Annotated in this window: 13 protein-coding genes and 1 tRNA gene; 5 read left to right on the top strand and 9 right to left on the bottom strand. The window is 69.0% G+C overall.

Features of this window, described 5'->3' with window-relative positions; translation table 11 throughout:
* Nucleotides 1-243: 243 nt before the first annotated feature.
* The gene (locus tag H3309_RS04905) at nucleotides 244-924 is read left to right on the top strand and encodes a winged helix-turn-helix domain-containing protein (RefSeq protein WP_182298506.1); all 681 of its coding nucleotides are present in this window, start codon (nucleotides 244-246) and stop codon (nucleotides 922-924) included.
* 8 nt (nucleotides 925-932) lie between these two features.
* Nucleotides 933-2,306 (top strand): sensor histidine kinase, encoded by a 1,374-nt coding sequence (locus H3309_RS04900; protein ID WP_182297643.1) that lies wholly within the window; start codon nucleotides 933-935, stop codon nucleotides 2,304-2,306.
* Here H3309_RS04900 and H3309_RS04895 read toward each other — a convergent pair whose 3' ends face one another.
* The 9 genes from H3309_RS04895 to folE form a co-directional block, all read right to left on the bottom strand.
* On the bottom strand, nucleotides 2,307-3,350 hold the full coding sequence (locus H3309_RS04895) for a Gfo/Idh/MocA family protein (protein WP_182297642.1): 1,044 nt from the start codon (nucleotides 3,348-3,350) through the stop codon (nucleotides 2,307-2,309).
* Nucleotides 3,347-3,865 (bottom strand): gamma carbonic anhydrase family protein, encoded by a 519-nt coding sequence (locus H3309_RS04890; RefSeq protein ID WP_182297641.1) that lies wholly within the window; start codon nucleotides 3,863-3,865, stop codon nucleotides 3,347-3,349. Before H3309_RS04890 ends, H3309_RS04895 begins: the two co-directional genes overlap by 4 nt.
* Nucleotides 3,865-4,389 (bottom strand): GNAT family N-acetyltransferase, encoded by a 525-nt coding sequence (locus tag H3309_RS04885; RefSeq protein WP_182297640.1) that lies wholly within the window; start codon nucleotides 4,387-4,389, stop codon nucleotides 3,865-3,867. The genes H3309_RS04890 and H3309_RS04885 overlap by 1 nt, the downstream gene beginning before the upstream one ends.
* Nucleotides 4,386-4,955: a GNAT family N-acetyltransferase gene (locus tag H3309_RS04880; RefSeq protein WP_182297639.1), complete on the bottom strand. Its 570-nt coding sequence runs from the start codon at nucleotides 4,953-4,955 to the stop codon at nucleotides 4,386-4,388. Before H3309_RS04880 ends, H3309_RS04885 begins: the two co-directional genes overlap by 4 nt.
* Entirely contained in the window at nucleotides 4,952-5,992 is a 1,041-nt protein-coding gene (gene argC / locus H3309_RS04875) for an N-acetyl-gamma-glutamyl-phosphate reductase (protein ID WP_182297638.1), read from the bottom strand. The genes H3309_RS04880 and argC overlap by 4 nt, the downstream gene beginning before the upstream one ends.
* A gap of 87 nt (nucleotides 5,993-6,079) precedes the next feature.
* Entirely contained in the window at nucleotides 6,080-8,332 is a 2,253-nt protein-coding gene (locus H3309_RS04870; RefSeq protein ID WP_182297637.1) for a fused MFS/spermidine synthase, read from the bottom strand.
* Nucleotides 8,333-8,371: 39 nt separating this feature from the next.
* Nucleotides 8,372-8,908, bottom strand: a complete 537-nt coding sequence (locus H3309_RS04865; protein WP_317983337.1) for a methylated-DNA--[protein]-cysteine S-methyltransferase — start codon at nucleotides 8,906-8,908, stop codon at nucleotides 8,372-8,374.
* Nucleotides 8,905-10,173: a 30S ribosomal protein S12 methylthiotransferase RimO gene (gene rimO, locus H3309_RS04860; RefSeq protein ID WP_182298502.1), complete on the bottom strand. Its 1,269-nt coding sequence runs from the start codon at nucleotides 10,171-10,173 to the stop codon at nucleotides 8,905-8,907. Before rimO ends, H3309_RS04865 begins: the two co-directional genes overlap by 4 nt.
* A 35-nt stretch (nucleotides 10,174-10,208) precedes the next feature.
* On the bottom strand, nucleotides 10,209-10,835 hold the full coding sequence (gene folE / locus H3309_RS04855) for a GTP cyclohydrolase I FolE (RefSeq protein ID WP_182297636.1): 627 nt from the start codon (nucleotides 10,833-10,835) through the stop codon (nucleotides 10,209-10,211).
* A gap of 241 nt (nucleotides 10,836-11,076) precedes the next feature.
* Here folE and H3309_RS04850 point away from each other — a divergent pair, with 241 nt between their 5' ends.
* The 3 genes from H3309_RS04850 (at nucleotide 11,077) to H3309_RS04840 (ending at nucleotide 14,009) form a co-directional block, all read left to right on the top strand.
* A complete protein-coding gene (locus H3309_RS04850; protein ID WP_182297635.1) occupies nucleotides 11,077-12,168 on the top strand; it encodes a TerC family protein in 1,092 nt (363 codons plus the stop codon).
* A 142-nt stretch (nucleotides 12,169-12,310) separates the two neighbouring features.
* Nucleotides 12,311-12,385 (top strand) — tRNA-Thr (locus tag H3309_RS04845).
* A gap of 103 nt (nucleotides 12,386-12,488) precedes the next feature.
* The gene (locus H3309_RS04840; protein WP_182297634.1) at nucleotides 12,489-14,009 is read left to right on the top strand and encodes a YifB family Mg chelatase-like AAA ATPase; all 1,521 of its coding nucleotides are present in this window, start codon (nucleotides 12,489-12,491) and stop codon (nucleotides 14,007-14,009) included.
* Nucleotides 14,010-14,037 lie beyond the last annotated feature (28 nt).

Below are 14,037 nucleotides of genomic sequence, written 5' to 3'. Positions count from 1 at the left end.
GCAAATCCTTGCCCGTGCGTACACGCCATGCGTGCCAAGGGCAGGCCCCGGCGTAAAGGCGAAAGTGATGCCAGATGACAGGGAATTCATGCCGCGTTGACACGCCTGAGCGCGGGGCGGGGCATGGAAGGCGCGACGCGAGGCGAAGGATGCGCGATGGACCAGCTGCTGACACGGGCGGAGAGCGACTTGACCGGAGCGGCGCAACGCGCTCGGATGGCGGCGCCGAACCAGGGACGCCCGATGAAATTGCTGCTGATCGAAGATGATGCCTCCACCGCGGACTATGTGCGGCAGGGCCTGTCGGAGCTGGGCCATGCCTGCGACCATGCCGCCGACGGGCTCGACGGGCTGACCGCGGCGCTGACCAACGCCTATGACGCGCTGATCCTGGATCGCAACCTGCCGAAGATGGACGGGCTTTCGGTGTTGCAGGCGCTGCGTGCCGAGGGCAAGCGCACGCCGGTGCTGATCCTGTCGGCGCTGGGGCAGGTGGACGACCGGGTGAAGGGGCTGAACGCCGGCGGCGACGATTATCTGGTGAAGCCGTTCAGCTTCCAGGAGCTGATCGCGCGGCTGGTCGCCATCCTGCGGCGCGCGGATGGCGAGGGCGCGGTGGCGACCAAGATGACGCTGCTGGATCTGGAGCTGGACATGCTGGCGCGCACCGCCCGGCGGGGCGCGCGGCGGATCGAGCTTCTCAACAAGGAATATCAGCTGCTGGAATATCTGATGCGGCATCAGGGCCATGTGGTGACGCGCACGATGATGCTGGAAGCGGTGTGGGATTATAATTTCGACCCCGGCACCAACGTCATCGACGTGCACATCAGCCGGCTGCGCGCCAAGATCGACGGCCCGGGCGACACGCCCCTGCTGCATACGGTGCGCGGCGCGGGATACCGGCTGGCGGCGGGCAGCTGATCGCCGCCATGGCCGGCACGCGGCGCCAGCGCCTCCGGCTGATGGCGGCGCGGGAGGCGCTGTGGATCGCGCTGATCGCGGTGGCGACGACGGCGATCGCCCTGGGCGTTGTTTATTTCCAGACCGTGCGCGTGGTGGAGGCGCAGATGCGCGCGGTGGTGGACGGTGAGTTGCAGACCCTGCTGGAGGTGGACCGCAACGACGGCCATGACGCGCTGCGGCAGACCGTGACCGATGCCGTGGACAGCGACAAAAGCGGCAATGATTTCTTCTATCTGCTGGCGGCCGGCGACGGCTCCCGGCTGGCGGGCAATCTGACCCGCTGGCCCGTTGACGTGCCGCCTGCGGGCTGGTCCCGCTTCACCGTGCGGCTCACCAGCCTGCAGGGGCCCTATACCCGGCAGATCGACGCGCTGGCGGTGCGCCTGTCGGGCGGCAACAAGCTGCTGGTGGGGCATCTGGCGGAAGGGCGGCTGCGCATCCGCGACCGGTTCCTGACGGCGGTCGGCGTGGCGGCAGTGCTCTCCACCCTGTTCGGGCTGCTGTTCGGCTATTGGCGCACCCGGCGCGCGCTGGCGTTCATCGCCGCCATGAACGACACCGGGGACCGCTTCCTCGCCGGCTCGCTGAAGGAGCGACTGCCGGTGACGCGACACGGCGACGAATATGACCGGCTTTCGGAAACCGTGAACGCCGCCTTCGACGCGACGCAGAACATGGTTGAATCGCTGCGCGCCGTGACCGACGGCATGGCGCACGACCTGAAGACACCGCTGACACGCATCCAGGCACGGCTGGAGCTGGCGCAGATGCGCGCCGGGGAAGGCAGCGCGTTCGACGAGCTGTTCCAGGAGACCGACAAGGACCTGCGGGCGTTGCTGGGCCTGATCGACGGCATGCTGCGGCTGGCGCGGGCCGAGGCGACCAGTGTGCAGAGCTTCGTGGCCCTCGACCTGGCCACGCTGGCGCGGGACATGGCGGAGCTGTACGCGCCGGTGGCGGAAGACAAGGGCGTGCTGCTGACGCTGGCGACCGATGCGGCGCCGGTGCGCGGTTCCTCGCCGCTGCTGACGCAGCTGGTGGCGAACCTGCTGGACAATGCCATCAAATATACGCCGGCGGGAGGCCGGGTGCGGCTGGCGACGGGCAGCGAGGGCGATCAGGGCTGGCTGACCGTGGCCGACACCGGCCCCGGCATCGCGCCCGAGGATCGCGCGCGCGTGCTGACCCGCTTCGTACGGCTGGATGCCAGCCGGCAGTCGCCGGGCGTCGGGCTGGGACTCAGCCTGGTGGATACCATCGTGCGGGTGCATGGCGGCCGGCTGACGCTGGCCGACAATGCGCCGGGGCTGCGGGTGGACGTGCGCATGCCGCGCGGCTGATCAGGCCATCGAAAGCCACCGGCCGTTGGAGGCAAGGACGGTTTCGACGAAGCGGAGCCCGCGCACGCCATCGGCGACATCGGGCGCCAGCGACGGCCGGCCGGCGAGCGCGGCGGCGATGTCGGCATAAAGCGCGGTGAAGGCGGCGGTGAAGCTGGCGGTCAGTTCGTCCGGGGATACCGGCATCATCCCCGGCGCGGGCACCTTCAGTCCAGTGACCGGGAGCTGGTCCGGCGCGGCGAGGTGCCAATCGAGGCTGGCGCGCGTGCCGACGACGCGCAGTCGCAGGCCCGGCCGGGTGCCCGGCGCCGCCTGCGTCGCCCACAGCAGGCCGCGCGCGCCGCCATCGAAGCGCAGCAGCGCATGCACGCCATCGTCCAGCGGGCCACCGGCGACATGCTGGATGTCGGCGGCGAGCGCACTGACGCGCTGGCCGCTGACGAACTCCGCCAGGTGGAAGGCGTGCGTGCCGACATCGGCGCTGGCACCGCCCGCGCCGCTCAGCGCCGGGTCGTGCCGCCAGCCGCGCGGTTTGCGCTCCGTCAGCCGGCCGTCCTGCGCGAACTCCACCAGCACCTGTGTGACGGTGCCCAAATCGCCCGCCGCCGCCATCGCCCGCGCCTCCCGGATGCGCGGGAAGGCGCTGTAATTATAGGTGACGAACAACGGCGTGCCGGTCGCCGCCTGCACTGCCGCCAGCGCCTCCGCCTCCGCCAGCGTGCCGGTCAGCGGCTTGTCGCAGATGACCGCGACACCGGCGCGCAGGAAGGCGCTTGCCTGTTCGGCGTGCAGCGCGTTCGGCGTGGCGATGCTGACCGCCCGCAGCCCCAGAACCGGCGTCGCCGCCACCAGGTCGCGCCAGTCGGCGAAGGTCGCCGCCGGGGGCAGGCCCCATTCGGCGCCGGTTTTCGCCGCGACCTCGGCGCGGGAGGAGGGTGCGGCCGCCACCAGGGTGAAGGCACCGCAGCCCAGCGCGGCGGCCCGGTGCATCGGCCCGATCATTGCCCCGCCCCCGCCGCCGACCAGCGCCCAGGGGAGGGTCATGCCTGGCTCTCCCGGTGCAGCCGCGCCAGTTCGACATAGCCCGCCGCGCCGGCGCGGTTCCGCGCGATTTCCGCCTCGGTCAGCCTGCGCATGAATACCGCCGGGCGGCCGCCCCACAGTTCGCCGGCGGGGATGCGCTTGCCCGGCGTCAGCATGGCACCGGCGGCCAGCATCGCGTCCGGCTCGATCACGCAGCCGTCCATCACGATGGCGCCGAGCCCGACGAAGGCGCGGTCCATCAGCGTGCAGCCGTGGATCATCGCCATGTGGCCCACCAGCACGTCATCGCCGATGGTCGTCGCCGCCAGCTTTCGCGTGACATGCACCACGCTGCCGTCCTGGATGTTGCTGCGCGCGCCGATGACGATGGGCATCACGTCGCCGCGCAGCACGCAGCCATACCAGACGCTGGACTGCGGCCCCAGCGTCACCTGCCCGATCACGCTCGCGCCCGGTGCCACCCAGGCGTTGGAGTCGATGGTCGGCGTGGTTCCCATGAAGGGCAAGAGCGGCATCAGCGCGCTTTCACATAGACGATGTGCGGCCGCAGCGGATGCCCTTCGGCATAATTGGGATGGTCGAAGTCCAGCGTTTCCGCCCGCGTCATGCCGATCCGTTCCATCACCCGCCAGCTCGCGCGGTTGGCGAAATTGGTCTGCGCCATCACCCGCGGCCAGCGCGCCAGGCCGACCGCCAGCGCCGCCGCCGCGGCTTCGCTGGCATGGCCCTGCCCCCAGGCGTGGCGGGCGAAGCGCCAGCCGATCTCGACGTCGTGCGGCTCCGGCCAGGGCACGGTCAGCGGTTTCAGCCCGGCGATCCCCAGGAAGCGGTCATCTTCGCGCAACCCGACGCGCCAGAAGGTGACGCCCAGGGCATCATCCCAGCCCTGCAGGCGCCCGCGCATGATCGCGCTCGCCTCCCGGCTCATGGTGAAGCCGAAAAAGCGCATCACCTCGGGATCGCCATTCAGCGCCACCAGATCGTCGAGGTCGGCGTCCTGCCAGCTGCGCAGGACCAGCCGTTCGGTCTCGATCCTCATGGCGCGTCCGCCACATAGACCACATGCGGCCGCAGCCGGTGCCCCGGCGGCAGGTTGGGGTGCTCGAAATCGAGGTCGCGCATGCGGCGCATGCCGATGCGGGCCATGACCCCCTGCGAACGCAGATTGTCGGTCGCGGTGAAGGAGACGATGCGCGCCAGCCCGCGCGCCGCGAACCCGAAGGACAGCACGGCGGCCGCCGCCTCGCTGGCATAGCCCATGCCCCAGTGCGCGCGGGCGAAGCGCCAGCCGATCTCGGTCTCGCCTGCCAGCACGGTTTCGAACGGCACCGGCGCGATCCCGGTGAAGCCCAGGAAAGCGCGATCGGACTTCCGCTCGACGGCGAACAGGCCGCTGCCGGTCTCGGCGATCATCCTTCCCAGCCGGTTCAGCAGCGCGTCGCTTTGGCCGCGCATCAGCAACGCCGGAAAATGTGCCATCACCCGCGGATCGGCGTTCAGCGCGGCGAACGGTTCGCGGTCGCTCTCTTTCCACTGCCGCAGGATCAGGCGCGGCGTCTCGACGATGGCCTTGTCCGGCGGCGAGGGGCGCGGAAAGGCGGTCATGGGAACAGCGGCGCCGCGTCCAGCCCCGTCGGCTCGGGCAGCTGCGCCATCAGGTTCATGTTCTGCAACGCCTGGCCGCTCGATCCCTTGACCAGATTGTCGATGGCGACGGTCAGGATGGCGCGGCCGGGGATGCGGTCGGCGGCGATGTTCAGCACCACATGGTTGCTGCCGCGCACCATGCGGGTGGAGGCCGGCACGCCGTCGGGCAGCAGGTGGACGAAGGGTTCGTCACGCGCAAAATCCTCGATGATCGCGCGCGCGTCGGCGACGCTGGCGCCGTTGAGTTCAACGGTGATCGTTTCCAGTTCGCCCCGGCTCATCGGCACCAGATGCGGCGTGAAGCTGAGTGTGACGGGCGCGGCGAACGCCAGTGCCAGCTCCTGCTCCATCTCCGGCATGTGGCGGTGATGGCCGACGGCATAGGGCGCCGCCGCCTCGCCGATCTCCGCGAACAGGTTGGCCTCTTTCAGGCTGCGACCGGCGCCGGTCAGGCCGGAGAGCGCGTTGATGGTGATGTTGACGGGGCGGATCGCGCCGGCGCGCGCCAGCGGCACCAGCGCCAACAGCGCCGCGGTGGGGTAGCAGCCGGGGCAGGCAACCAGGCGTGCCGACGGCAGCGTGGCGCGGGCGAATTCGGTCAGGCCATAGACGGCGTCCGCCAGCAGCGCCGGCGCCGGGTGGGCGCCACCATACCAGTCGGCATAGGTGGCCGCGTCCTTCAGGCGAAAGTCCGCGCTGAGGTCGATGATGCGCGGGCCGCTGATCTGGCTGAGCAGCGTGGCCGAGGCCGCGTGCGGCAGGCAGCCGAAGACGAAATCGACGCGGGAGAAATCGATGTCCTCCGCCTTCACCAGCGGCGGCAGGTGGCGATAGGGGACCATGTGCGGCCAGATGTCCGCCATCGCCTGCCCGGCCTTGGCATTGGCGGACAGCGCCACGACCTCCACGCCCGGATGCGTCAGCGCCAGGCGCACGAGATCGGCGCCGGTATAGCCCGAAGCACCCAGCACCGCGATGCTCACCCTGTTGTTCATCGCGTCCGGTTAGCACCAGATGTCGCCGCCAGTAACCCCCCGCCGAAGGCGCAAGCGCCCACGGAGTCTTCTGTTTCCTTCGGCGATTCAAAGACCGGGAATATGAAGCGGCTTCAAGGTGGGAAGGATGCTGGCGAAATCATCGCTCCAGGCGCTCACGGCGGCGTCACGCGGCAGCGGCTGCCAGTCGCCATCGGTCGCCGCCAGCACCGCCGCCATTCGCGCCTCGCTGCGGGTCAGGACGATCCAGTCGCTGCTGGTGAAGGTGCGGTTGCCGGCATTGTCCTCCGACGTGGGCTTGTATTGCAGCTCGCGCGCCCGCCAGCCGCTCTCCGCCGCGATCGCCGCCACCACCGGCGCCAGCCGCAGGAAGCGGTTGGAGATATGCACCAGCAGCACGCCGTCCTGGCGCAGCACCCGCTTGTAGATGGCGAAGGCCTCTTTCGTCATCAGGTGCAGCGGGATCGCATCCGAACTGAAGGCGTCGACCGCCAGCACGTCCAGACTGGCGGCAGGGGTCGCCGCCAGTTCCAGCCGCGCGTCGCCCAGCTTCACCGCCAGGTCCGGCTTGCACTGGCTGACATAGCTGAAGCGTTTCGGGTCGAACGCCATGCGCACGATGACCGGATCGATCTCATACACCGTCCAGCGCTGGCCGGGTTGCGCATAGCAGGCGAGGCTGCCGGTGCCGAGGCCGACGAAGGCGATGCTGGCGCCCGGCCCGAACAGCGCGGGCGCGGCGCGCATCACCTGGCCGACGCCGCTTTTCGGCGCATAATAGCTGAGCGGCGTGCGGCTGAGCGCCGGATCGAGCGACTGGATGCCGTGCAGCGTCGTGCCGTGCAACAGCCGCCGGCTGTTGTCGGCATAGTTGTTTTCGATGCTGTAGATGCCGAAGAAGCTGCGCTCGCGCGCGCCCGGAATGGTGGAGATGTCGATCTGCTTCCAGCCGCCCAGCGCCAGCATCAGGTTCAGGAGCGCGAAGGCGAACAGCGCCGGCCGGCCGATGGCGAGCACGGCGATCAGCGCAATCACCGCGACCGGCGCCACGATCAGCATTTGCAAGGCATCGATGCTGATGGCGAAACTGGTCCACCAGCCCAGCGCCGCCAGCGCGACGACGGCAAACGCCGTCAGCAGGCGCGGCCGGCCCTGCCACAGGCGCCCAATGCGCCGGGTCAGCGGCCGTGCCGGCAACAGCAACGCCGCCAGCACGAGCAGCAGCGGATATTCATAGGTCCAGTCGAACAGCATCGGCGCCAGCAGCCCGCAGAACAGCCCACCGAGCGCGCCGCCGAAGCTCATCCACAGGTAGAATTCGGTCAGCCGCGATGGGTGCGGTCGGTCGCCGGCCAGCGTGCCGTGCAGCGCCACCGCGATCACCAGCAGCAGCAGCAGCGTCGCCAGCCCATAGAGCGTTGCCACCTTGCCGATGGCGAACAGGCCGACGCCGCCGAACAGCAGCAGCAGCACCGGCGCCACCAGCACCGCCCGCCGGGTCCAGGCAGCACCATTGCCGCCGAACACCAGGATGAAGCTGATGAGATAAAGGCCGAGCGGCAGCACCCAGAGCAGAGGCATCGCCATGATGTCGGTGGTGATGTGCGTGGTGGAGGACAGCATCAGCCCCGACGGCACCGCGGCGAGCAGCACCCAGCGGACGCGCCGGCGCCAGCCGATGCCTGCTCCGGCCGCGCTTTGCTCACCCATCTCCCCCGCAGGCGGGGGCGGTGTCCGCGCAGCGGACGGAGGGGGCATGAAGCCGACCCGCCAGCCGCACAGCCCCACCAGCAGCAGCAGCGCGCCGAACCCGATCGACCAGCCGAGCGTTTGTGCCGGCAACGCGGTCAGCGGCTCCAGCAGGAAGGGGTAGGCGAGCAGCCCGAGCAGCGAGCCGGCGTTGGAGGCGGCGTAGAGAAACCAGGGATTGGCGGCATCGCGGTCGCCGGAGCGCGCGAACCAGGCCTGCATGAGCGGCGCCTGTGCCGCGACCGTGACGAACAGCAGGCCGATACCGCCGGCCAGCGCCGCCAGCAGCCACAGGCCGGGCGCGGTGCTGGCGTTGATGCCGACAGGCGTCGCCAGCCCCACCGGCAAGGTCAGCGCGGCGAGCAGGAATAGCGCGACATGGAGGCCGGCCTGCGTGCGCACCGCGAACCGGCTGAGAAGATGCGCGTAGAGATAGCCCAGCAGCAGCGCGCCCTGGTAGAAGAGCATCGCCACATTCCAGACATTGGGCGAGCCGCCCAGCGTGGGCAGCGCCAGCCGCGCCACCATCGGCTGGATGAGGAAGAGCAGGAAGCTGCCGAGGAAGATGGTGGCGGTGAAGAGCGCGCGCATGCCGGCAGCGTTAAAGCCCCATCCGCAAAAGGCAAATGGTCAGAGCAATCTTGGCTGTTCCACGAGCGAGCCTTCGTGGGCGAGCAGCCAGCGCTTGCGATGCAGCCCGCCGGCATAGCCGGTCAGCGAGCCGTCCGCGCCGATCACCCGGTGGCACGGCACCACGATCGCCAGCGGATTGCGGCCGTTCGCCGTGCCCACGGCGCGCGCCAACCCGCCGTCGCCCGTGGCAGGGGACCCGAGCGCGCGGGCAACGGCGCCGTAGCTGCGGGTTTCGCCCGCGGGGATCCGGCGCAGTTCCGCCCACACCGCGCGTTCGAAGTCGCTGCCGAAATGCCGTGCGGTGGGCAGCCCCTCCAGTGCCGTCAGCGCGCCGGCGAAATAGGCGGCGAAGGCTTCACCCAGCCATTCGGGCACCGCCGTTGCCTCCGCGACCGGCCCGAGGCCGAAGCGCTTCAGGCTGACGCCGATCCGCGCCGCATCCTCATGAAACTCCGCCGCGAACAGGGTTGCGCCATCATGCACCAGGATCATCGGCCCCACCGGGGTGTCGATCCGCGCGCTCAGCAGCGTCACACGGGCACCCCGTAGAGGTCGTGCTCGTCAGCGTCTTCCACGACCACCCGGACGATATCGCCCGGTGCGGCATGGCAATCGCGCAGGAATACCTGGCCGTCGATTTCCGGTGCGTCGGCCTGGCCGCGCCCCGTCGCGCCGCCCTCCCCGTCCGCCTCATCGATGATGACATCGATCCGGCGCCCGACCTTTGCCGCCAGCTTTGCCGCGGAGATGCGGGCGCTCGTTTCCATGAAGCGTGCCAGCCGCTCCTGCTTTTCCTCCTCCGGCACATGGCCGGGCAGGTCGTTCGCCGCGGCGCCGGCAACATTTTCATAGGCGAACGCCCCCACCCGGTCGAGCTGGGCCTCCTCCAGCCATTGCAGAAGATAGGCGAAATCCGTCTCGCTCTCGCCGGGGAACCCCACGATGAAAGTGCTGCGGATGGCGATGTCGGGCACCGCCGCGCGCCAGGCGGCCAGCCGCTCCAGCACCCTCGCCTCGTTCGCCGGGCGGCGCATCGCGCGCAGCACGCCGGGCGCGGCATGCTGGAAGGGAATGTCCAGATAGGGCAGGATCAGGCCATCGGCCATCAGCGGGATCAGCTCATCCACACTGGCGTAAGGGTAAACATAGTGCAGCCGCACCCAGGCGCCCAGGCTGCCGAGGTCGCGCGCCAGGTCGGTGATGTGCGCGCGGCGGCCGTTATAGTCGGCATGCCGCAGGTCGCGGCCATACGCCGACGTGTCCTGCGAGATCACCAGCAGTTCGCGCGTGCCGGCGGCCACCAGCTTCTCCGCCTCCCGCAGGATGGCGTCCGGCCGGCGGCTGGCCAGATCGCCGCGCAGCGAGGGGATGATGCAGAAGGCGCAACGGTGGTTGCAGCCTTCGGAAATCTTCAGATAGCTGTAGTGGCGCGGCGTCAGCTTGGTTGGCGCCAGGTCGACGAAGGGCTGCGGCGGCATCGGCGCCGCGTCCCGCACCGCGCCCACCACCGCCTCATATTGCTGCGGACCCGTGATGGCCAGCACCGCGGGGAAACGTTCGCGGATGCGCTCCGCCTCCACCCCCAGGCAGCCGGTCACCACCACCCGGCCATTCTCGGCGATCGCCTCGCCGATCGCCTCCAAGCTTTCCGCCTTGGCGCTGTCCAAGAAGCCGCAGGTGTTGACGATCACCACATCGGCGCCGGCATAGTCGGCGGACATGGCATAGCCATCGCCGCGCAGCGCCGTCAGGATGCGCTCGCTGTCCACCAGCGCCTTGGGGCAGCCAAGCGAGACCATGCCGATCTTCTTCGGCGGGTCGAGAACAGTCGTGTTCACCCGCCGATCTTCATCAACGCCAGCACTTCCTTGCGGCTGCGCTCATCCTCCCGGAACACCCCCATCATGCGACTGGTAATCATGCTGACGCCGGGCGTCAGCACGCCGCGCGCCGACATGCAGGCATGGCTCGCCTCCACCACCACGGCGACGCCGCGCGGGTGCAGCCCGTGCTGGATCGCGTCGGCGATCTCCGCCGTCAGCCGTTCCTGCACCTGCAACCGCTTGGCATAGCCCTGCACCACGCGCGCCAGCTTGCTGATGCCGACCACGCGCGTTGTGGGCAGATAGGCGACGTGGCATTTGCCGATGATCGGCGCCATGTGATGTTCGCAGTGCGACTGGAACGGGATGTCGCGCAGCAGCACGATCTCGTCATAGCCGCCCACCTCCTCGAAGGTGCGTGCGAGATGGCCTTCGGGATCCTCCGCATAGCCCTTGAAATATTCGCGATAGGCACGCGCCACCCGCCCGGGCGTGTCGTGCAGGCCTTCCCGCTCCGGATCATCTCCGGCCCAGCGAATGAGCGTGCGCACGGCATCCAGCACATCGGCGGGAATGCTGGCGTCGCGGTCCTCGCCGCTCAGCGGCTCGTCGTCGTCATGCGTGTGGTAATCGGCCATGGATCTCTCAAAAGCAGGTCGCGGCCCCGCGTCCGCCGGCAGCTTTAGCGCTTCCATTGGAATTCCACAAACCACGCAAATGTTGCGTTGCCGCAAAATCATGTCTTGCTTATCGGCCCGGGCCACCCCATTTGCCGCCGCAATCCGGGCCCCTCTGGCGGTGTGGCGACACCGTGATGTCGGATGAAGCATGGTTTCGGCGCGGCACGCGGCGCCGCAGGTGGCAACAAAGGGGCCCGTGATGGATGTCTTGACCTATGAATGGCTGACGAAACCCTTGTGGCTGTGGTTCAGCTTCATCGGTGTCGTGATCGTGCTGCTCGCCTTCGACCTGGGCGTGCTGCACAAGGACAACCGCGAGATCGAGGTGAAGGAGAGCCTCATTCTCTCCGCCTTCTACATCACGCTGGGCGTTGCCTATTCCGGTTTCGTCTGGTGGGCGTTCGAGGATGCGAGAGCCGGCGCGACCGCCGCCGAGGCCGCCACCCTGCTGCCGGGGTTCGAGGCGGCGAAACTCTATCTGACCGGTTTCGTGATCGAAAAATCACTGGCGATGGACAATGTCTTCGTCATCGCCATGATCTTCACCTATTTCGCGATCCCGCGCGTCTATCAGCACCGCGTGCTGTTCTGGGGCATCCTGGGCGTCATCGTGCTGCGCGCGATCATGATCGGGCTGGGCGCCACGCTGGTCAGCCAGTTCGCCTGGGTCATGTATATCTTCGCCGTCTTCCTGATTTACACCGGCGTGATGATGTGGGTCACCGCCGACAAGGAATATAACGTCGGCGAATCGAAAGTCCTGAAGTTTGTGAAGAAGCGGTTCCGGGTGACCGACGAGCTCCATGGCGACCGCTTCTTCGTGGAAAAGCCCGACCCGCAGACCGGCAGGATGGTGCGCTGGATGACGCCGCTGATGCTGGCGCTGATCATGATCGAAATCGTCGATGTGATCTTCGCGGTGGACAGCGTGCCGGCGATCTTCGCGATCACCACGGATCCGTTCATCGTCTACACCTCGAACATCTTCGCCATCCTGGGCCTTCGCGCGCTTTATTTCGCGCTCGCGGCGCTGGTGCACCGCTTCCACTATCTGAAATATGCGCTGGCGGTGCTGCTGGTGTTCATCGGTTCCAAAATCTTCGTCGCCGACCTGCTCGGCTTCGAGGGCGGGAAATTCCCGGCGAGCTGGAGCCTGTCGATCACCTTCGTCATCCTGTTCACCGGCATTGGCTGGAGCCTGTGGAAGACGCGCGACACCGCGCCGGAGGCGACGCCGAAAACGACCGTCGGCTACCCGCTGGGCGGCAACAAGCCCGGCGACGCCGGCTAGAGTGTATCGCGGAAAAACGGGTTCCGGTTTTCCGCAAGGGATGCACCGCGACAAAAAGACAGACCCGCATTTTGATCCCATCAAAATGCGGGTCATACGCGGCAGTTGAGCAAAGCGGCATGTCGCGCTACACGCGCGGCATGCCGGAATAGCACAGCGGTAGTGCAGCGGTTTTGTAAACCGAAGGTCGGGGGTTCGATCCCCTCTTCCGGCACCACCCCAGGCAGTCGAACGGCGCGCGCCCTGCCACTTCCCTCCCGCCACCCGGTCGGCTAACGGGACGTCATTACGCAGGGTCGGACCTGTTCGGAGCATCGCCTTTGGTCGCGCATGTGGCAACCGTCGCCTATCTTGGGCTGGAGGCAAAACCCGTTGACGCACAGGTCCAGGTGGCCCCCGGCCAGACCGGAGTCACCCTGGTGGGCCTGCCCGACAAGGCGGTGCGCGAAAGCCGCGACCGCGTGGCTGCCGCCTTTGCCGCCATTGGCCTGTCGCTGCCGCCCAAGCGCGTGACCATCAACCTGGCGCCCGCCGACCTCGCCAAGGAAGGCTCGCACTACGACCTGCCCATCGCACTGGCGCTGCTGGGCGCCATGGGGGTGGTCGACGCGGAAACGCTGGGCAGCTATGTCGTCGTCGGCGAACTCGGCCTCGATGGGCGGGTCGCGCCGTCGCCGGGCGTGCTGCTCGCCGCGATGCACGCCGCGGGACGGGGGCTGGGCCTGATCTGCCCTGCCGCGCAAGCCTCGGAAGCCGCCTGGCTCGCCTCGGGCAGCGGCGGCATCGAGGTGATCGGTGCGCCCGACCTGCTCGCCCTCATCCACCATCTCCAGGGCGTGCGCGCGCTGCCGGCGCCGGAGGCCGCGGCGCTCAGCGAAAGCGGCTTCCGCGGCCCCGACCTGGCCGAGGTGAAGGGCCAGGAAATTCCCAAGCGCGCGCTGGAGATCGCCGCTGCCGGCGGCCACAACCTGCTGATGTCGGGCCCGCCGGGCGCCGGCAAATCGATGCTCGCCGCCTGCCTGCCCGGCATCCTGCCGCCGCTCTCCACCGCCGAGGCGCTGGAAGTGGCGATGATCGCCAGCATGGCCGGCACATTGGATGGTACCCGCATCGCCCGCCACCGGCCTTTTCGGGCACCGCACCACAGCGCGTCCATGCCGGCGCTGGTGGGCGGTGGCGCGAAAGCCAAGCCCGGCGAGGTCAGCCTGGCGCATCTGGGCGTGCTGTTTCTCGATGAGCTTCCCGAATTCGCCGCCGGCGTGCTCGACAGCCTGCGGCAGCCGCTGGAACGCGGCGAGGTCGTGGTCGCCCGCGCGGCGGCGCATGTCACCTACCCTGCCCGCGTGCAGCTGATCGCCGCGATGAACCCCTGCCGCTGCGGGCACCTCTCAGACGCCGCGCTCGCCTGCGCCCGCGCGCCGCGCTGCGCCGGGGAGTATCAGGCGAAGCTGTCGGGGCCGTTGTTGGACCGCATCGACCTGCATATCGAGGTGCAGGCGGTCAGCGCCGCCGACCTCAGCCTGCCGCCGCCCGCCGAGGACAGTGCGATGGTCGCGGCGCGCGTCGCCGCGGCCCGCGCCCTGCAACGCGCGCGCTATGGCGATGCCGCCCGCTGCAATGCCGAGGCCGATGGCAAGCTGCTGGAGGAAGCCGCCGCACCGGACGACGCCGGCCGCCGGCTGCTGACCCAGGCGGCCGAGGCGATGAAACTGTCGGCGCGGGGCTATCACCGCACGCTGCGGGTTGCGCGCACGCTGGCGGATTTGCAGGGCGCCGAAACGGTCGGACGCGCGCACATCGCCGAGGCGCTGAGTTTTCGCCGGCAGCGTCCCGTCAACTGATCGCGGCTTGACGCCACGCCTTCGTCCC

This window comes from Sandaracinobacteroides saxicola, from assembly GCF_014117445.1.
Classification (GTDB): Bacteria; Pseudomonadota; Alphaproteobacteria; order Sphingomonadales; family Sphingomonadaceae; genus Sandaracinobacteroides_A; species Sandaracinobacteroides_A saxicola.
This window is presented reverse-complemented; position numbering and strand designations above follow the sequence as displayed.